The 18,542-nt window shown below is 72.8% G+C and carries 15 protein-coding genes; 14 read left to right on the top strand and 1 reads right to left on the bottom strand.

Annotated elements, in window-relative coordinates; genetic code table 11:
* Positions 1–102 precede the first annotated feature (102 nt).
* From HHX33_RS18465 to HHX33_RS36195, 14 genes are all read left to right on the top strand, one after another.
* Positions 103–1,725 carry a UDP-N-acetylmuramoyl-L-alanyl-D-glutamate--2,6-diaminopimelate ligase gene (locus HHX33_RS18465; protein WP_182875797.1) on the top strand — a complete coding sequence of 541 codons (1,623 nt, stop codon included), beginning with the start codon at positions 103–105 and terminating at the stop codon, positions 1,723–1,725.
* 141 nt (positions 1,726–1,866) lie between these two features.
* The gene (gene murF, locus HHX33_RS18460) at positions 1,867–3,234 is read left to right on the top strand and encodes a UDP-N-acetylmuramoyl-tripeptide--D-alanyl-D-alanine ligase (RefSeq protein ID WP_182875708.1); all 1,368 of its coding nucleotides are present in this window, start codon (positions 1,867–1,869) and stop codon (positions 3,232–3,234) included.
* Positions 3,231–4,307, top strand: coding sequence for a phospho-N-acetylmuramoyl-pentapeptide-transferase (mraY, locus tag HHX33_RS18455; protein WP_111701208.1), 1,077 nt, complete (start codon positions 3,231–3,233; stop codon positions 4,305–4,307). Before murF ends, mraY begins: the two co-directional genes overlap by 4 nt.
* Positions 4,289–5,665 carry a UDP-N-acetylmuramoyl-L-alanine--D-glutamate ligase gene (gene murD, locus HHX33_RS18450; RefSeq protein WP_182875707.1) on the top strand — a complete coding sequence of 459 codons (1,377 nt, stop codon included), beginning with the start codon at positions 4,289–4,291 and terminating at the stop codon, positions 5,663–5,665. The genes mraY and murD overlap by 19 nt, the downstream gene beginning before the upstream one ends.
* A gap of 245 nt (positions 5,666–5,910) precedes the next feature.
* Entirely contained in the window at positions 5,911–7,242 is a 1,332-nt protein-coding gene (gene ftsW, locus HHX33_RS18445; protein ID WP_182875796.1) for a putative lipid II flippase FtsW, read from the top strand.
* 1 nt (position 7,243) lies between these two features.
* On the top strand, positions 7,244–8,323 hold the full coding sequence (gene murG, locus HHX33_RS18440) for an undecaprenyldiphospho-muramoylpentapeptide beta-N-acetylglucosaminyltransferase (RefSeq protein ID WP_111701210.1): 1,080 nt from the start codon (positions 7,244–7,246) through the stop codon (positions 8,321–8,323).
* Positions 8,320–9,744 carry a UDP-N-acetylmuramate--L-alanine ligase gene (murC, locus tag HHX33_RS18435; RefSeq protein ID WP_182875706.1) on the top strand — a complete coding sequence of 475 codons (1,425 nt, stop codon included), beginning with the start codon at positions 8,320–8,322 and terminating at the stop codon, positions 9,742–9,744. Before murG ends, murC begins: the two co-directional genes overlap by 4 nt.
* Positions 9,741–10,412, top strand: coding sequence for a cell division protein FtsQ/DivIB (locus tag HHX33_RS18430; protein ID WP_111701212.1), 672 nt, complete (start codon positions 9,741–9,743; stop codon positions 10,410–10,412). The genes murC and HHX33_RS18430 overlap by 4 nt, the downstream gene beginning before the upstream one ends.
* Before the next feature lie 250 nt (positions 10,413–10,662).
* A complete protein-coding gene (gene ftsZ / locus HHX33_RS18425; RefSeq protein ID WP_182875705.1) occupies positions 10,663–12,123 on the top strand; it encodes a cell division protein FtsZ in 1,461 nt (486 codons plus the stop codon).
* Positions 12,124–12,300: 177 nt separating this feature from the next.
* Entirely contained in the window at positions 12,301–12,978 is a 678-nt protein-coding gene (locus HHX33_RS18420; RefSeq protein ID WP_220501952.1) for a YggS family pyridoxal phosphate-dependent enzyme, read from the top strand.
* 135 nt (positions 12,979–13,113) lie between these two features.
* Positions 13,114–13,641 (top strand): cell division protein SepF, encoded by a 528-nt coding sequence (locus HHX33_RS18415; RefSeq protein ID WP_117410377.1) that lies wholly within the window; start codon positions 13,114–13,116, stop codon positions 13,639–13,641.
* An 83-nt stretch (positions 13,642–13,724) separates the two neighbouring features.
* Positions 13,725–14,015 carry a YggT family protein gene (locus HHX33_RS18410; protein ID WP_117410376.1) on the top strand — a complete coding sequence of 97 codons (291 nt, stop codon included), beginning with the start codon at positions 13,725–13,727 and terminating at the stop codon, positions 14,013–14,015.
* A gap of 49 nt (positions 14,016–14,064) precedes the next feature.
* Positions 14,065–14,928: a DivIVA domain-containing protein gene (locus HHX33_RS18405; RefSeq protein ID WP_117410375.1), complete on the top strand. Its 864-nt coding sequence runs from the start codon at positions 14,065–14,067 to the stop codon at positions 14,926–14,928.
* A gap of 45 nt (positions 14,929–14,973) precedes the next feature.
* Positions 14,974–17,340 carry a hypothetical protein gene (locus HHX33_RS36195; RefSeq protein WP_259402618.1) on the top strand — a complete coding sequence of 789 codons (2,367 nt, stop codon included), beginning with the start codon at positions 14,974–14,976 and terminating at the stop codon, positions 17,338–17,340.
* A 463-nt stretch (positions 17,341–17,803) separates the two neighbouring features.
* Here the strand turns inward: HHX33_RS36195 and HHX33_RS37720 are convergent, their stop codons facing one another.
* Positions 17,804–18,124, bottom strand: coding sequence for a helix-turn-helix domain-containing protein (locus tag HHX33_RS37720; protein WP_220501942.1), 321 nt, complete (start codon positions 18,122–18,124; stop codon positions 17,804–17,806).
* Positions 18,125–18,542: the final 418 nt, after the last annotated feature.

Here is an 18,542-nt window from a genome sequence, read left to right as displayed (position 1 = left end):
CCGGCCGGGGTGGAGACCACGCGGGCCCCGGTGACGGACGGCCGGGTGGCGGAGGCGAGCGGCGGAGAGGGGTACGCTCTCGCCGTGCGTTCCGCGTCGTCCATGCGTCCAGAGGCCGTCCAGGCCCGCCCGCTGTCCGCGCTCGCGTCCCTGCTCGGCCCGTCGTCGTCGGCCGTGCCCTCCCCCGGAGCGCGGGTGGTCCGCGGCGCCGTCACCGGCGTCACCCTCGACTCGCGCCGGGTGCGGCGCGGCGACCTGTACGTGGCGGTGGCCGGCACCTCCCGGCACGGCGCGGAGTTCGCCGGAGCCGCCCTCGCGGCGGGCGCGGCGGCGATCCTCACCGACCCCGAGGGCCGTGACGCGGCCGCGGCCACCGGCCTGCCGGTGCTCGTCGTGCCCGACCCGCGGGCGGTGCTCGGGCAGGTGGCCTCCTGGGTGTACGGCAGGCCCGCGTCCGGCATCACGCTCATCGGTGTGACCGGCACCAGCGGCAAGTCCACCTCCACCTTCCTGCTGGAGGCGGGACTGCGGGCGGCGGGCCACCGCACCGGCCTCGTCGGCGGCGTGGAGATCCGTGCCGGGGACGTGCGGTTCACGCCCGATCTGACCACTCCCGAGGCGACCGACCTGCAGGCCCTGTTCGCGCTGATGCGTGAGCAGGGCGTGAGCGCCGCGGCCATGGAGGTCTCCAGCCACGCCCTGGCCCTCGGCCGGGTGGACGGCCTCTTCTACGATGTTTCGATCTTCACGAACCTGTCGCAGGACCACCTGGACTTCCACCGGGACCTGGACGACTACTTCGCGGCCAAGGCGCGCCTGTTCACCCCCGAGTTCAGCCGTCTCGGGGTGGTGAACGCCGACGACGCCCACGGCCGCGAGCTGGCCGGCACGGCCAAGATCCCGATCACCACGTTCTCCGCCACGGGAGCGCCGGAGGCCGACTGGCGCGCCGAGGACGTCCGCCTCGGCTCCGGCGGCAGCCGGTTCCGCCTCGTCGGCCCCGGAGGGGTCGAGGCCGACGTGGCGGTGGCGCTGCCCGGCCCGTTCAACGTGGCCAACACGCTCGGCGCGCTGGTCGCGCTGGTGGAGACGGGCGTCCCGCTGCAGGCCGCGGTGACCGGCGTCGGCGAGTTCACCGGCGTCCCCGGCCGGATGGAGCGGGTGCCGGGCGACGGCGACGTGCCGGGGGACGTGCAGGTGATCGTCGACTACGCGCACAAGCCGGGCGCGGTGGAGTCGGTGCTCAGCTCGCTGCGGGCGGTGCTGGACGACGCCCCGGACAAGGGGCAGGGCAGCACACGGGACGACGGGCCCGGCGGGCGCCTGGTCGTCGTGCTCGGCTGCGGCGGCGACCGCGACCGCGGCAAGCGCCCGATGATGGGCGAGGCCGCCGCCCGCCTCGCCGACGTGGCGATCCTGACCAGCGACAATCCTCGTACGGAGGACCCGCTCGCGATCCTCGCCGCGATGCTGGAGGGCGCGCTGCGGGTACCTCCGCAGGAGAGGGCGCACGTCGTCGTGGAGCCGGATCGGGCGGCCGCCATCCGCCTGGCCGTCGGCGGTGCTTCGCCCGGAGATGTGGTAGTTGTGGCGGGCAAGGGACACGAGCTGGGGCAGTATGTCGGGGGCGAGGTCATCCCCTTCGACGACCGTGAGGTGGCCGCCGCGGCCATCGCGGAGCGGAACCGGGCACGGCGGGCCGCAGGGGAGACCGCCGGTGCGTGAGGCGGTGTTACGGAGCGCCCCAGGCGTCCCGGGTCACATGGCTCAGGTTCACAGGGCTCCGGTTGACAGCGCTCCGGGTGACGGTGCTCCACCGCTTCACGGGGGCCCGACAAGCGACGCGAAAGAGAGCAGGACAGACACATGATCCCGTTGCCGCTGGCCCGGGTCGCCGAGATCACGTCGGGAGCCCTGAACGGCCTGGCCGACCCCGCGGCCGTGGTCCGAGGACCGGTCGTGATCGACTCGCGGGCGGTCGTGCCCGGCTCGCTCTTCGTGGCGATCAAGGGGGAGCGGGCCGACGGGCACGACTTCGCCCGGCAGGCCCACGAGGCGGGCGCCGTCGCCGTCCTCGCCACCCGGCCGGTCGACGCGCCGGCCGTGATCGTGGGGGACCCCCAGGCCGCCCTGGCCGCCCTGGCGAACGCCGTGGTGAGGGAGCTTCCCGGCGCGACCGTGGTGGGCGTGACCGGCTCCGCGGGCAAGACCACGACCAAGGACCTGCTGGCCGGGCTCGCCACGCGGATGGGCCCGACGGTCGCGCCGGTCGGCTCGTACAACAACGAGATCGGCCATCCGCTGACCGTGCTCAAGGCCGACGAGGACACCCGGTTCCTCGTACTCGAACTGAGCGCGCGCAACATCGGCCACATCGCCTACCTGGCGGAGATAGCCCCGCCGCGCATCGGCGTGGTGCTGAACGTCGGCACCGCCCACCTCGGCGTGTTCGGCGGCAAGGAGGCGATCGCCCGGGCCAAGGGCGAGCTCGTCGAGGCGCTGCCCGCCGACGGGACCGCGGTGCTCAACGCCGACGATCCGCTGGTCAGCGAGATGGCCGGCCGTACGGAGGCCAGGGTGACCTGGTTCGGCCGCGCGGCCCGCGCGCACGTGCGGGCGGAGGACGAGACGCTCGACGCGGCCGGCCGCGCCTCGTTCACGCTGCGCACGCCGTCCGGCGCCGCCCCGGTGCGGCTGCGCCTGTACGGCGCGCACGCCGTCGAGAACGCCCTGGCCGCCGCGGCCGCCGCCTACGAGCTGGGCATGCCGGTGGCGGCCATCGCCGAGGAGCTGTCGGCGGCCGAGCCGCGCAGCCGCTGGCGGATGGAGGTCACCGACCGGCCCGACGGCGTGACCGTGATCAACGACGCGTACAACGCCAACCCCGACTCCATGCGGGCCGCCTTCGGCAGCCTCGGGGTCATCGGCGCCGGGCGGCGGCGGTTCGCGGTGATCGCCGCGCTGCGCGAGCTGGGCGAGGACGGCCCCGCGCTGAACGAGGACCTCGGGCGGCTGGCCGCCGGCGCGGGGCTGGAAGCGGTGATCGTCGTGGGGGAGGACGCCGGGCCGGTGCTCAGGGGCGCCCCCGGCGCGATCCACGCGCCCGACGCCGCCGCGGCGGCGCGGGAGCTGTCGGACCGGCTCGCGCCCGGGGACGCGGTGCTGGTGAAGGGGCCGCGTGCGGCCGGGCTCGAGCGGGTCGCCGAGGCGATCCTCGGAGGTGACGCCCGGTGAGGAACATCCTCATCGCGGGGGCGATCTCGCTGCTGCTGTCCATGGTCGGCACGCCGCTGGCCATCCGGCTGTTCGCCCGGCGCGGGTACGGCCAGAACATCCGGGAGGAGGGCCCGTCGGGTCACTACGACAAGAAGGGCACTCCCACGATGGGCGGCACGGTGATCGTCATCGCCGCGCTGATCGGCTACTTCCTGGCCCACGGGGTGACCGTCTTCTCGGCGGTCAGCGACCCTCCGACGGCCTCGGGCCTGCTGGTGCTGTTCCTGATGACCGGCCTCGGGGCGGTCGGCTTCCTCGACGACTTCATCAAGATCTACAAGCAGCGGAGCCTGGGCCTGCGCAGCGGCGCCAAGGCCGCCGGCCAGCTCGTCGTCGGCGCGGTCTTCGCGGTGCTCGTGCTGCGGTTCCCCAACGCCTACGCCGTGACCCCGGCCGACACGCGGGTGTCGTTCCTGCGGGACATCGGCCCGTCCATCGGGCTCATCGGGTTCGTCGTCTGGGTCCTGTTCTTCATCGTGGGCTTCTCCAACGCGGTGAACCTGACCGACGGGCTCGACGGCCTGGCCTCCGGCGCCACCTGCCTGGTCCTCGCGGCGTACGTGCTGATCGGCAACTGGCAGCTGCGCAACAGCTGCACGACGGTCGGCTTCGGCCCCAACTGCTACTGGGTGCGAGATCCGCTCGACCTGGCGGTGGTCGCGGCGGCGGTGCTGGGGGCCTGTCTGGGCTTCCTGTGGTGGAACGCCCCGCCCGCCAAGATCTTCATGGGCGACACCGGCTCCCTGGCCCTCGGCGGCGTGATCGCCGGTCTGGCCTTCACCACCCGGACCCAGCTCCTGCTGGTCATCCTGGGCGGCCTGTTCGCGCTCATCACGATGTCGGTGATCATCCAGGTCGGGTTCTTCAAGATGACCCGCAAACGGGTCTTCCGGATGGCTCCGCTCCAGCACCACTTCGAGCTGTCCGGCTGGGCCGAGACCACGATCGTGGTCCGCTTCTGGCTGATCGCCGCGCTGTGCGTGGCCGCCGGTCTCGGCCTGTTCTACCTCGAATGGATGCCGAAGCAGTGAGTGTGGTCGTCGCCGGTCTCGGCGTGTCGGGCGCGGCCGCGGCCCGGGCCCTGGCCCGCCGCGGCGAGCGGGTGACCGTCCTGGAGGCGGTGGACGGCGAGAGGCAGCGCGCCGCGGCCGCCGACCTCGAAGCCCTCGGGGTGGAGGTGCGGTTCGGCGAGCCCGCCCTGCCCGAGGGCGTCTCGCTCGTGGTCACCTCGCCCGGCTGGCGGCCCGCTCATCCGCTCCTCGTCGCGGCCGGGAAGGCGGGCGCCGAGGTGATCGGGGAGGTCGAGCTGGCCTGGCGGCTGCGCGGGGAGCACGCCGCCCCCTGGCTGGCGCTGACCGGCACCAACGGCAAGACCACCGCCGTCCGCATGCTCGCCTCCATCCTGTCCGCCGCCGGGCACCGGGCCCTCGCCGTGGGCAACGTCGGCGTGCCGATCGTGGAGGCCGTGGACGGCCCGTACGACGTGCTGGCCGTGGAGCTGTCGAGCTTCCAGCTCCACTGGTCGTCGAGCCTCGCGCCGCTCGCGGGGGCCGTGCTCAACGTCGCGCCCGACCACATCGACTGGCACGGCTCGATGGAGGAGTACGCCGCGGCCAAGGCGCGGGTCTTCACCGCCGCCGGGACCGTCGTGTTCAACGCCGACGACGCGTGGTCGTCGCGCCTGGCCGAGCCGTACGCCTCCCGGGTGGGCTTCACACTCGCCGTGCCGCGGCCCGGGCAGCTCGGGATCGTGGAGGACCTGCTGGTCGACCGGGCCTTCGTGGCCGACCCGGCGTCCTCGGCGGAGGAACTGGCCTCGCTGGAGGACGTGCGCCCCTTCGCGCCGCACAACGTCTCCAACGCGCTCGCCGCCGCGGCCCTGGCCCGCGCCCACGGCGTGCCGCCCGAGGCCGTACGGCGGGGCCTGCGCGAGTTCACGCCCGACCCGCACCGCATCGCGCACGTCGCGACGGTGGGGGACGTCGACTACGTGGACGATTCCAAGGCCACCAACCCGCACGCGGCGGCCGCGTCGCTGGCCGCCTATCCCTCGATCGTGTGGATCGCGGGCGGCCAGCTCAAGGGCGCCGACGTGAACGACCTCGTACGGCAGGCCGCGCCCCGGCTGCGCGGCGCGGTGCTGCTGGGGGCCGACCGCGAGCTGATCCGGCGGGCATTGGCGCGACACGCCGCGAATGTCCCCGTCGTGGACGTGCCGGGGCAAGACACTGGGGTCATGGACCGCGTCGTCGCCGAAGCCGCCCGGCTCGCCTCTCCGGGTGACACCGTGCTGCTCGCCCCCGCCGGAGCCTCACTGGACATGTACGCCGGCTACGGAGCGCGTGGGGAGGCCTTCGCCGCAGCCGTGCACCGCCTGGCGGCACCGTGAGCGACCGGACCGTGAGCGACCGGACGGTGAGCGACCGGACGGTGAGCGACCGGACGGTGAGCGACCGGACGGCGAGCGGCCGGGCGCCGGGCCAGACCGGCAGCCCGGCCGGCGCCCCGGCGGGCCGGACCCGGGGGGAGCGGGCACAGAGCGAGCGGGCCCGAGGTCAGCGAACACAGAGCGAGCGAACGCCGGGCGAGCAGGCGCCGGGCGAGCAGGCGCCGGGCGGCTGGGCCGGCGCCCAGATCGCGGCGCTGCGCGAGCTGCTCGGCCGCCCGCTGACGTCCTACCACCTCGTGCTGGGCTGCAGCGCGCTGCTGCTCGCCCTAGGGCTGATGATGGTGCTGTCGGCGTCGAGCATCGAGGCGCTGCAGCGGACCGGGAACCCGTTCTACTGGTTCCTGAAGCAGGTCACCTCGGTGGCGATCGGGCTCCCGCTCATGTGGGTGTGCTCCCGGCTGCCGCAGCGGTTCTTCCGCCTCGCCGGCTATCCGCTGATGGGCCTGTCGATCCTCGGCCTGCTGATGGTCATCTTCCTCGGCCAGGAACTGCTGGGCGCCCAGCGGTGGATCGTCATCGGCCCGTTCTCGGTGCAGCCGTCGGAGCCGGCGAAGCTGGCCCTGGTGCTGTGGGGGGCCGACCTGCTCGCGACGCGGGCGCGCGCAGGACGCATCGAGTGGCGTCAGCTGCTGATCCCCCTGATGCCGGGCGTGGCCCTCTTGGCCGTCCTGGTCATGCTCGGGCGCGACCTCGGCACGACGCTCGTGCTCATGATGATCTTCCTGGCGCTGCTGTGGGTGGTCGGCGCGCCCGTGCGGCTCTTCGGCGGCATCCTCGGGCTGCTCGCGCTGGCGACCGCCACTATGATCATCGCCGAGCCCTACCGGCTCCGCCGCCTGACCGGCTTCCTCAATCCGTGGGAGACCGCGCAGCACGAGGGGTTCCAGTCCGTGCAGGGGCTGATGGCGATCGGGTCGGGCGGCTGGTTCGGCATCGGGCTGGGCGCCAGCCGGCAGAAGTGGAACTATCTGCCCCACGCCGAGAGCGACTTCATCTTCTCCATCATCGGCGAGGAGCTCGGGCTGCTGGGGACGCTCGTGGTGGTCGCGCTGTTCGGCCTGCTCGGCTACGCGGGGCTGCGCATCGCCATGCGGACCAGGGACCCCTTCGTCCGGCTGGCGTCCGCCGCGGCCACCGCCTGGATCGCCGGGCAGGCCGTCGTCAACATCGGCGCGGTCATCGGGGCCTTCCCGGTCACCGGCATCCCGCTGCCGCTCGTGTCGTACGGCGGATCGGCGCTGCTGCCGACGCTCGCGTCGCTCGGCATGCTGCTGTCGTTCGCCAAACGGGAGCCGGGTGCGGCCGAGGCGCTGGCGGCCCGTGGCCCCGGACCGGTCGCGCGGGCTCTAAGCTGGCTTGGCCTGAACGCCCGAGCCTGGCGCCGGCCCGCGTCCCCGCGCGAGGCCGTCCGGCGGACGGCACGGCCGCGTACGGCACGAGTGGGAACGACGCGGGAGCGGCCGCGGGAGCATTCGCGAGAACGTCCGCGGGAACATCCGCGAGAGAGCAGGGAGTGACATGAGGGTGGTCCTCGCCGGCGGCGGGACGGCCGGCCACATCGAGCCGGCGCTCGCGCTGGCCGACGCGCTTCGCCGGCTCGACCCGAGGATCGGCATCACCTGCCTCGGCACCGAGCGCGGACTCGAGACCCGCCTGGTGCCCGCGCGCGGCTACGAGCTGGAGCTCGTGCCCGCCGTGCCGCTGCCCCGCTCGCTCAGCCCCAAGCTCCTCACCGTGCCCGGCCGGCTCGCCGGGGCCATCGGCAGCGCCGCCGGCATCCTCGACAAGGTCGGCGCGGACATCCTGGTCGGCTTCGGCGGCTACGTCGCCACCCCCGCCTACCTCGGCGCCCGGCGGCGCGGCGTGCCCATCGTGGTCCACGAGGCCAACCCGCGGCCCGGCCTCGCCAACCGGCTCGGCGCCCGCCTCACCGACCACGTCTTCACCGGGCACCCGGACGCCGTCCTCCCCAACGCGGAGTACGTCGGCATCCCGCTGCGCCGGGAGATCAGCACGATGGACCGCCTGTCGATGGGGGACAAGGCGCGGTCGTACTTCGGGCTGGAGTCCGACCGGGTGACGCTGCTGGTGTTCGGCGGGTCGCAGGGCGCCCGCTCGGTCAACCAGGCCGCGCTGGAGGCCGCGCCCTACCTGCGCGCCGCGGGTGTCCAGGTGCTGCACGTGGTCGGGCCGAAGAACACCGTCGAGATCGAGCCCCCGCCCGGCGACCCGCAGTACGTGATCCTTCCGTACGTCGACCGGATGGACCTCGCCTACGCCGCGGCCGACCTCGTGCTGTCCCGCGCGGGCGCCATGACCTGCGCCGAGCTGACCGCCGTGGGGCTGCCCGCGGCGTTCGTGCCGCTGCCGCACGGCAACGGCGAGCAGCGCCTCAACGCCGAGCCGATCGTCCGGGCCGGGGGCGGCCTGATGGTCGACGACGCGGACCTGTCGGCGGCCTGGATCGTCCAGACGCTGCTGCCGATCCTGAACGACCCCGAGCGCGTGGTCGCGATGTCCGAGGCGGCCTCCCGGATGGGCCGCAAGGACGCCGACACGACGCTCGCCCGCAAGGTGCTGGAGATCGCTTCCCGATGAGTCTCGTCAAGCTCGTGGACCCCGTGCCGGCGGCCGACCTGGGGCGGGTGCACTTCATCGGCATCGGCGGCGCCGGGATGTCCGGCATCGCCCGCATCCTGCTCAAGCGGGGCGTACCGGTGTCGGGCAGCGACGCGCGCCCGTCCGCGCAGCTGACCGAACTGCGCGAGATGGGGGCCACCGTCCACGTCGGCCACGCCGCCTCCCACATCAAGGACGTCGACACGGTCGTCGTCTCCACCGCGATCCGCGACTCCAACCCCGAGCTGGGGGAGGCGCTGCGCCAGAACCTCCGGGTGATCCCGCGCGCCGCGGCGCTGGCCTCGGTGATGTCCGGCCGCACCGGCATCGCCGTCGCCGGCACCCACGGCAAGACCACGACCACCTCGATGCTGACCGTGGCGCTGCAGAAGTGCGGCGAGGACCCGTCGTACTGCGTCGGCGGCCAGCTCGTCACGACCGGTCTCGGCGCCGACGACGGCACGGGCGAGGTGTTCGTGGCCGAGGCCGACGAGAGCGACGGCTCCTTCCTCATGCTCGCGCCGCGGATCGCGGTGGTCACCAACGTCGAGGCCGACCACCTCGACAACTACGGAGACCCCCAGGCCGTCCACGACGGGTTCGCCCGCTTCGTCGAGCACGTCGGGTCGCTGCTGGTCGTCTGCGCCGACGACCCCGGCGCCGCCGCCCTCGTGCCGATCGCGCGCGAGCGCGGCCTCACCGTCGTCACGTACGGCGAGAGCGCCGGGGTGGACCTGCGCACGACCGACGTGGCCCCGCGCGGCCTCGGCGTGGAGTTCCGGGTGGAGCTCGGCCCGGGGGCGCCCGGCGGGCCGGGACGCGGCGAGGTGCGCCTGGCCGTGCCCGGCCGGCACAACGCGGTCAACGCCACCGCGGTGATCGCCGTGGCGCTGCACCTCGGCCTGCGCTTCGACGACGTCAAGGAGGGCCTGGCCGCCTTCACCGGCGCGAAGAGGCGGTTCGAGTCCAAGGGCGAGGCCGGCGGCGTGACGGTCTTCGACAGCTACGCCCACCACCCGACCGAGCTGACCGCCGACCTGCGCGCCGCCCGCGACGTGGTCGGCGGCGACGGCCGGGTCATCGCGGTCTTCCAGCCGCACCTCTACTCGCGCACCCGGTTCTTCGCCGACGAGTTCGGCGTCGCGCTCGGCCTGGCCGACGAGGTCGTGGTGCTGGACGTGTACGGCGCGCGGGAGGACCCCGAGCCCGGGGTCTCCGGGGCGCTCGTCGCCGGGAAGGTGCCGCTGCCGGCCGAGCGGGTGGTCTACGCCCCCGACCGCGCGGCCGTGCCCGCCCTCGTCGCCGGCCGGGCACACGCCGGGGACATCGTCCTCACGATGGGCGCGGGGGACGTCACCGAGCTCGGCCCGCGAATCGTCGCGGAGCTGTCCGCCCGGTGAGGCGGGCCGTCCGGCGCTCGGCGCTCGCCACCCTGCTGACCGGCGGGGTCGTGGGCGTCGCCACCTGGGTCGTGTTCTTCTCGCCCGTCCTCGGCGTGCGGGAGGTCGAGATCACCGGCAACGGCCGCGTCCCGGCCGAGGAGCTGCGCCAGGCGGCGGGAGTGCGGACGGGCACCCCGCTCGCCACCGTGGACCTCGCCGGGGTCGAGGGGCGGGTGCGGGCGCTGCGCGCCGTCGAGTCCGCCACGGTCGGCCGCGTCTGGCCCGGTACGCTGCGGATCAGCGTGGTCGAGCGCGTGCCCGCGGCGGCGGTCCCCCTGGGCGTCGCGACGGCGGTGATCGACCGGTACGGGGTCGTCCTCCAGCAGGTGACGGTCGCCCCGCCGCAGCTTCCGGTGCTGCGGGTGGAGCGGGCCGCCGCCGACGATCCCGCCACCCGGGCGGGCCTCACCGTGCTCCGGGCGCTGCCGGGCGACCTCCTCGGCCGGCTGCGGGAGCTGCGCGCCCCCTCGCCCCGGTCGATCACCCTCAAGCTCACCGACGGCCGCTCCGTCACCTGGGGAGACGCGCGGGACTCGGCCCGCAAGGGGCGGGTGCTGCTCGCCGCGCTGGCCAAGCCGGGGAAGAACTACGACGTCAGTTCGCCCGAAGTGGTGACGGTCAGGTGACAAATCTCACTGACTGTGCTCGAACCGGCCGAAGCCGCCCTGGACCGGGGCATCGTGCGAATAGGACAGCGCGCGACACGCCGGACTGCCTTGCGGCGCGGTTAGTTGACCCTGGGGGACGCGCAACCCTACTGTCCGTATCAATCCTCAGGTTGACATAACTCTAAATCTCAACTTGAGGGTGAGAGTTCAAGAGAAGACGGCGGGCCCTGCCCGCATGAAACGCAAACGAGCGGAAAGGCCCCTCGTCGTGGCAGCACCGCAGAACTACCTCGCGGTCATCAAGGTCGTCGGCATCGGCGGCGGCGGAGTGAACGCCGTCAACCGGATGATCGAGGAGGGACTCAAGGGCGTCGAGTTCATCGCCATCAACACTGACGCCCAGGCGCTGCTGATGAGTGACGCCGACGTGAAACTCGACGTGGGGCGCGAGCTCACGCGAGGCCTCGGCGCGGGCGCCAACCCGGAGGTGGGCCGCAAGGCGGCCGAGGACCACCGGGAGGAGATCGAGGAGGTCCTCAAGGGGGCCGACATGGTCTTCGTGACCGCCGGCGAGGGCGGCGGCACCGGCACCGGCGGCGCGCCGGTCGTGGCCAGCATCGCCCGCTCGCTCGGCGCGCTCACGATAGGAGTGGTCACCCGGCCCTTCAGCTTCGAGGGCAAGCGCCGGGCCATGCAGGCCGAGGCCGGCATCGAGACCCTCCGCGAGGAGGTCGACACGCTGATCGTCATTCCGAACGACCGGCTGCTGTCGATCTCCGACCGCCAGGTGAGCGTGCTCGACGCGTTCAAGGCCGCCGACCAGGTGCTGCTGTCCGGTGTGCAGGGCATCACCGACCTCATCACCACGCCCGGTCTGATCAACCTGGACTTCGCCGACGTCAAGTCGGTCATGTCCGGCGCGGGTTCGGCCCTTATGGGCATCGGCCACGCGCGGGGCGACGACCGGTCGGTCGCCGCCGCCGAGATGGCCGTCTCCAGCCCGCTGCTGGAGGCGAGCATCGACGGCGCCCACGGTGTGCTGCTGTCCATCGCCGGCGGCTCCGACCTCGGCCTCTTCGAGATCAACGAGGCGGCCCAGCTCGTCAGCAACGCCGCCGCGGTCGACGCCAACATCATCTTCGGCACGGTCATCGACGACGCGCTCGGCGACGAGGTGCGGGTGACGGTCATCGCGGCCGGGTTCGACGAGCCGGCCCCGGTCAAGCCGGTGGCCGCTCCGCTGGCGCGCCCGCAGCAGGCCCGCCCGGCGCCGGCCCAGGCCGCACGCCCCGCGACCCCGGCACCGGTCAGGCCGGAGCCGCGCCCGGAGCCGGCCCAGCCCTCCGTACGGCCGGTCGGCGCTGTGACGCCGTCCGCGGCCACCCCGGCGCCCACGCCGCCGCCCGCCACCATGCAGCCGGCCACGGCGCAGGCCGCCACCGTGCACACCACGGCCCAGCCGCAGGCGAGCGCCGTGCCGCAGCCGGCCCAGCCGGTGGGCCAGCCCGCCCAGCAGGCCGCGCCGCAGGCCGAGGGGGTCACGCCGTTCCCGAGGGACGCCGCCGACGGCGGGCGCGACCAGGGGGTCACCGGCCCGGTGTCGATCCCGAGGCCCACCCCCGAGCCGCCGGCCCCGATCACCTCCCGCCCCTCCCAGCCGGGTCCCCGGCGTCCGGTGGTGTTCGAGGAGCAGGAGGAGGAGCTCGACGTGCCGGACTTCCTCAAGTGATCTTCCGGCGCGGCGTGGCCGAGGCCGGAGCCCCAGTAGGGGCCAAGACGGGGGCCGGGCCGAGGGGTGCGGCGGGGCGGACGCCCGCGGGCGTGGCCCGTGCGTGACCCGCGGGACGACCACCCCGATCACCGGGACGATCACGGGGACGACCGGCAGGCGGACCGGCGCGAGGAGCTGGCCGCCGCCCTGGCGGAGGTCGAGCGGCGCGTCGAGGAGGCGTGCCGGGCGGTCGGCCGGTCGCGGGCGGAGGTCACCCTCATCGCGGTGACCAAGACCTACCCGGCCTCCGACGTGCGCCTGCTCGCCGGGCTGGGCGTCTCGCACGTGGGGGAGAACCGCGACCAGGAGGCGGCGGACAAGGCCGCCGCCTGCGCCGACCTCGATCTCACCTGGCACTTCATCGGCCAGTTACAGACGAACAAGGTCCGCTCCGTCGTCGCGTACGCCCACATGGTCCACTCGGTCGACCGTCCCCGCCTGGTGGAGGCGCTCGGCCGCGAGGCCGTACGGGCCGGGCGCGAGGTGGACTGCCTCATCCAGGTCTCCCTCGACGAGGGCGCCGGGCGGGGCGGCGCGCGGCCGGAGGAGGTGCCCGCCCTCGGGGCGCTCGTCGCGAAGACCGAGGGGCTGCGGCTGCGGGGGGTCATGGCTGTCGCCCCGCTGGGGGAGGACCCGGCACCGGCGTTCGCCCGGCTGCGGGCCGTCGCCGGACGCCTCCGCGAGGAACACCCCGGCGCGGATGTGATATCGGCCGGAATGAGCGGTGACATCCCCCAAGCCATCGCGAACGGCGCGACACACCTGAGAGTCGGTACGGCGTTGCTCGGCCGCAGAAAGCCCTTCGTCAGGTAATGTCCCCCAAGTGGACCATGGTGTCCGCGCTCCAGGTAGAGGTCGATCAGCGGTGAGCTCCAAGGGGGGTACGGCTACCGCCCTGGCCTTCCCCAGGGACCTTGTAGGCACCAGAAACGCGGAGGACGACGAGCGATGGCCGGCGCGATGCGCAAGATGGCGGTCTACCTCGGTCTCGTGGAGGACGACCGCTACGAAGACAGGTACACGGCGGAGTACGGCACCGACGAGGACTACGGCGACGAGGACTACGAGTCGTCGCGGCGCGGCTTCGCCGCGACCTCCGGTGCGCATGCCGGGGCTCCGGAGCGCGACGAGGACACCGAGACGTCCGTCCCGGCTCCGCGTCCCCCCACGACCGTGCTGGAGCGCCGTACGACCGATCTGGCGCGGATCACCACCCTGCATCCGCGCACGTACAACGAGGCGCGCACGATCGGCGAGCACTTCCGCGAGGGCACGCCGGTCATCATGAATCTGACAGAGATGGTCGACAGCGACGCCAAGCGCCTTGTCGATTTCGCGGCAGGTCTCGTCTTTGGCCTACACGGCAGCATCGAACGTGTTACCAACAAGGTGTTCCTGTTGTCCCCCGCCAACGTTGAGGTGACCGCCGAGGACAAGGCCAGAATCGCGGAACGCGGCTTCTTCAACCAGAGCTAGAGTTCCATACATGAACAGTGACCGGCTTAGCGGTGCCCCTGTGGCCCGGAGGCGGCGGAACCGAGGGGAGGCGGGGCTCGACCGTGGGGATCATTAGCGAGATCTTGGTCATCGCCCTGACCCTCTACCTGGTTCTGCTGATCGGCAGAATGATCATAGATACGGTGCAGGCGTTCGCCCGCTCCTGGCGGCCCACGGGGGTCGTCCTGGTGCTGGCTGAGGTCACCTATACGGCGACCGACCCACCCCTCAAGTTCCTCCGCCGTTTCATTCCGCCCCTCAGGTTGGGTACGGTGGCCTTTGACCTGAGCTTCACAGTGCTGTTCATTGTGGTTTTGGTCTTGATCCAAGTCGTGAACGCGCTTCCACGTTGATCGGGTAACGCTCTACCGGACAGACTCCAAGCGCGCCAAGGAGACCCAAATGCCGTTGACGCCCGCTGATGTGCGGAACAAGCAGTTCAGTACCACCCGGCTGAGGCCGGGGTACGACGAGGAGGAGGTCGACGCGTTCCTCGACGAGGTCGAGGCCGAGCTTGACCGTCTCATCCAGGAGAACGAGGAACTCCGCGCGAAGCTGGCCGAGTGCCTCAGGGGCAAGGTCCCCGGCGGCATGGGCATGCCGGGCTCCATGCAGATGGCGTCCGCTCCGGTGGCCGAGCCCAAGCCCGAGATGATGGCCCCCCAGCCGGAGCCGATCAAGCCTCCGGAGCCGGCGCGCCCCGAGCCGGTGCCCGTCGGTATGGGCCTGCCGCCCGCCGAGGACAACATGGACACCGCGGCCCGCGTGCTCGCCCTCGCGCAGCAGACGGCCGACCAGGCGATCGCCGACGCCCGCCGCGAGGCGGACGAGACGGTGACCCGCGCGCGGCGTGAGGCCGACGACATCCTCGGCAAGGCCCGCCGTCAGGCCGAGCAGATCATCGGCGACGCCCGCGCCCGGGCCGAGACGCTGGAGCGCGACGCCCAGGAGCGGCACCGCCAGGCCATGGGCACGCTGGTGCAGACCCGCGACGAGATCGAGCGCAAGGTGGAGGACCTGCGGATCATCGAACGCGAGTACCGCAGCCGCCTGAAGCTGTTCCTGGAGGACCAGCTCAACAAGCTGAACGTCTCCGCCGAGGGCAGCGGGCCCTTCCCGATCCTCGGTGGCGGTCCGGCCATGGCCCACGCCGCCGCGCCGGGTCCGCAGCAGGTGACAGGCGCGCCCAACCCCTTCGCCCAGGAGCCTCCCCAGCACTCCGGCGCCTTCCCCGGTCCCGACGGCCCCCACAACGACCGCCGGTAAGCAGTGGCGGGTCCTCACACGGACCCGGTAGCTCGGAGAACCCCCGTGATCCTCATCAGTGCCGCACTGGTCCTCGCCGCCATCGTCCTGCTCATCGCGGGCGTCGTGCTAGGGACGCCCTCCCTAGTGATGTGGTCGATCGTCGTCAGCGTCCTGTCGGCGGTCTGTCTGCTGATCGGGGCACTGCTGAGGCGCCACGAGCTGTTCCCGTCCGGCGGGCGTGCCGCCGAGGGGACCGCTCCCACCCCCCAGGGTTCGACCACGCCCCAGCTCGCGCCCGTCGGCGCGATGAGCGGGGCGTACGGCGGAACCCTCGCAGGGGCACCGGCGCACCCGGTGGCGACGCCCATGGTGGCGGCACCGCCGGTCACGCATCACGGGGCTGTGCCGCCCCAGTCTTTTCCCGCACAGCCCTTCCCCTCCCAGGCCTTCCCCGCGCAGCCCTTCCCGCCGCAGCCCTCCCAGCGGACGGCGCCGGTCTCCCGGACGCCGGCCACCGCGGGCCGCGGCCTCGCCCCGGACGCGATCGTCCTGGTGATCCCCGGACGCAGACGCTTCCACCTGGCCACCTGCCGCCAGCTCGTGGGGCGCGAGACCGAGGAGCTTACCTACGAGGAGGCCCGCGAGGAGGGCTTCACCCCCTGCACCACCTGCCTCCCCGAGACCTTCGCCCGTCCGGCGGAGCCGGAGGAGCCCGTACCCGGCGACAGCGCCACCGGCGGCGACACGGCTCCCGGCGACACAGGCCCCGGTGACGCAGCCTCGGGCGAAGCCGCCGGCGAGAGCGCGGCCCGGGGTGAGACACCCCCCGGTGACAGCGCGGCCGGTGACGCGACGCTCCGCGCCGACGCCCCGCGCGGTGCGACAGTCGGTGACAGCGCGGCCGATGACACGACTCTCCGCGCCGAAGCCCTCCGTGGTGCGACGGCCGGTGGTAGCGCGGCCGGTGACACCACTCTCCGCGCCGACGCCCCCAGCAGCGACACCGCCGGTGACAGCGCCGTCGGCGACGCCACGATCAGCGTCGGCGTTCCGCGCGGCGAAGCCGGACCCCAGCCGACCCGCCGCCCCGCAGGGGCCTCCGCCGCCACCGAGCCGGAGTCTCCCCGTTCCGCAGCAGCCGACCCCAAGCCGCCCGTTTCCGGGCTCCCCGAGACCGGCGTGCAGGGATCACGCCCGTCCGGGCCCGCCCGCTCGTCCGGCACCACGGCTTCCCAGGCTGCGACATCCAGCGCCGTCTCCTCCGGCATCACGGCATCCGGCAGCGCGTCCTCTGGGGCTGTGTCTTCCGGCACCGGGTCTTCCGGCACCGGGTCTTCCGGCACCGGGTCTTCCGGCACCGGGTCTTCCGGGACTGGGAAGTCCGGTTCCGCCTCGTCTGGCATCGGTTCTTCGACCAGCTCATCGCCCGCGTCCGGGTCGTCCGCGTCCGGTTCGACGGCAGGGCCGGAGGAGCGGGACGATAAGCGCGAAGGGAAGCGTGAGACGTCGTCAGGCGTGACCGAGGACGAGGGCGACGGCCACACGCCGGTGGACTGGTTCGGCCGGAGCGTGACGAAGCCGTCCGGCGCCGCGAGCCCGGCCTCCGGGAGCCCGGCCTCCGGTACCCCGTCGCCGGGATCGTCCACGTCCGGGTCGTCCGGAGTGCCCGGGTCGTCGTCTGGGTCGTCGGCGTCTTCGGTGTCGTCCTGGTCCGCACGGTCCTGGTCGCCGTCCGGCACCGGGGACGAACCCGGCCGGGCCGACGACGAGACGGACGAGTCGATCACCGACACGGCGGAACACGACTGGTTCAGGCCAGGCAGGGTCCGGCCCTGGGACCCGGCCCCGGCCGGTGCCGCCGGAGGCGAGGACCCGGGGGGGAGCACCTCCTCCCCTTCCGCCCAGCCGGGCGCGGCCAAGGCAGTCAAGCCGGGCGCGACCAAGGCACCGGGCAAGAAGCCGGTGGCGCCGGCGGAGACCACCGAATCCGGGCGCGCCGGGTTCGAGGCCTCCGCCGGTCCCACCACCTCGAATCCGGCCGACGCCGCGCCCGACAGCGACGCGGGTGCCACCTCGGCAGCGGCCGGCGGCGACACGGGCACCGGTGATACACGTGCCGGTGCGGGCAAGAGCGGTGGCGCGGCAAAAAAGGGCGCGGCAGGTGAGCGAGCCGACAGCACCGGCAGCGCTGACAGTGCCGACGACGACGCCGACGGCGCCGGTCGCCCGGCCGAGCAGTCTGCGGCCGGGGGCCCGGACGGGGACGAGGCCGGGGACGCTCGGGTGCGGGTGATGGTCGGCACGCGGCGCTTCCACAGCGCCGAATGTCCCCTGGTCAGCGGGATGGACGACAGCGGTGTGGAGACCATGACGCGGGCTGACGCCGAGTTGTCCGGCCTCACCCCCTGCTCCGTCTGCCAGGGCGGCTGAGGCCTGTTTCACGAGCCTAACGTCGTCGCGCCGACCCTCCGGCGCGTACGGTGCGCAGCACAGCACGCGGCGATTGGGCGTTCGGCGTCCGCGGATCCCATCGACGCCACCGGAACATCGCCTTGTCCGTTCAGCATCAGCGGCAGTTCCGCAAAGTCCACGGGTGCCAAGCGAGAGCCGTGTCCACTGGGAGCCGACCGATGAGGGCCGCGTAGGGCTAGCTCGCGATCGAAGCTGACCGGGGAAGTTCCCCTGATCAGCGGCGCGTCGGTTGGCGGTGGCTATGCGACTCAGCCTGCTCTACCCAGTTCCATCCACGCCGGGGACGCGATCGCTTCGCTCGTATCCGGGTGAAAGACCTGATGCCGTTCAGCGTGGCTCATCTTCCGATCTGGTTCACTTTCACCCACTCACATTCTGCGCGTCGCCTGTATCGCCGAGCCGATAGTGGTGCCGCAATGCACTAATTCGATGCCGCCCCGCCGGCAGGAGGTACCGCCGCCATCGCGAGGCGCCGTCGGACCGCAGTCCATTGAGCGACGGTCTCCTGTGGGAACCCGCAGGCGCGGACGAAGGCGACGATTACTTCCTCGCGAGGTAGCGTGTTTCTGCTGAGGACGGTCACAAGTGTGCTCTTCGGCAGTTGATCGCCGGCTGCGGCGGCCCTTTGCTCGAGTTTCCGGTAGCTAAGACCAGACCACGCCTTCAACCTACGCAGTTGGGTGACGAATTCTTCCTGACTGGATGACTGTCGGGGATCGGGAGCATCACTATCGGTCAACATGGAGGGTCCTTCTGCATCTGCAGATCCGCTTGCCTCGTTCCTGTCATCGCGAGATTTATGGTTATATTGTGAGAACTCCATCGGTTTCGATGATGTCAGTTACGGTGCGTCCAAACAAGGCCTTACTCGAACATTTACGCTAATATCTAACATTGAGCCTTTTTCATCCTGCGTAACGCTACGCTTCGACCGCTTGCCGGGATCCGCTGGAACCAGCATGCAAGCGAACGGACATGAGTGTCTTGTCTTTTCCTGCACACTTGATGTCGTTTCGTGCACTGTGTCGGGGAGCTGGGGCGTGGTCGCGGGGCGAGAGCGGGGGCGGGGGTGGTCAAGGGCGCCACCAAAGTCATGGGCGGACGCGTGCCTGGGACTAACGTGGGAGAGGTTGGGGCTTTGCCGGGCGTTGGCCTGGACC

This window comes from Microbispora sp. H10670 (genome assembly GCF_014161385.1).
GTDB classification, from domain to species: domain Bacteria; phylum Actinomycetota; class Actinomycetes; order Streptosporangiales; family Streptosporangiaceae; genus Microbispora; species Microbispora triticiradicis.
The sequence above is the reverse complement of the archived record's forward strand: the minus strand, read 5'-3'. Positions and strand labels throughout refer to the sequence as shown.

Bases quoted from the DNA above. Each gene is read 5' to 3' on its own strand.
- HHX33_RS18465 (WP_182875797.1), top strand. From the start codon at position 103: ATGCGTCCAGAGGCCGTCCAGGCCCGCCCGCTGTCCGCGCTCGCGTCC.
- murF (WP_182875708.1), top strand. From the start codon at position 1,867: ATGATCCCGTTGCCGCTGGCCCGGGTCGCCGAGATCACGTCGGGAGCC.
- murD (WP_182875707.1), top strand. From the start codon at position 4,289: ATGGATGCCGAAGCAGTGAGTGTGGTCGTCGCCGGTCTCGGCGTGTCG.
- murG (WP_111701210.1), top strand. From the start codon at position 7,244: ATGAGGGTGGTCCTCGCCGGCGGCGGGACGGCCGGCCACATCGAGCCG.
- murC (WP_182875706.1), top strand. From the start codon at position 8,320: ATGAGTCTCGTCAAGCTCGTGGACCCCGTGCCGGCGGCCGACCTGGGG.
- HHX33_RS18415 (WP_117410377.1), top strand. From the start codon at position 13,114: ATGGCCGGCGCGATGCGCAAGATGGCGGTCTACCTCGGTCTCGTGGAG.
- HHX33_RS18405 (WP_117410375.1), top strand. From the start codon at position 14,065: ATGCCGTTGACGCCCGCTGATGTGCGGAACAAGCAGTTCAGTACCACC.
- HHX33_RS37720 (WP_220501942.1), bottom strand. From the start codon at position 18,124: ATGTTGACCGATAGTGATGCTCCCGATCCCCGACAGTCATCCAGTCAG.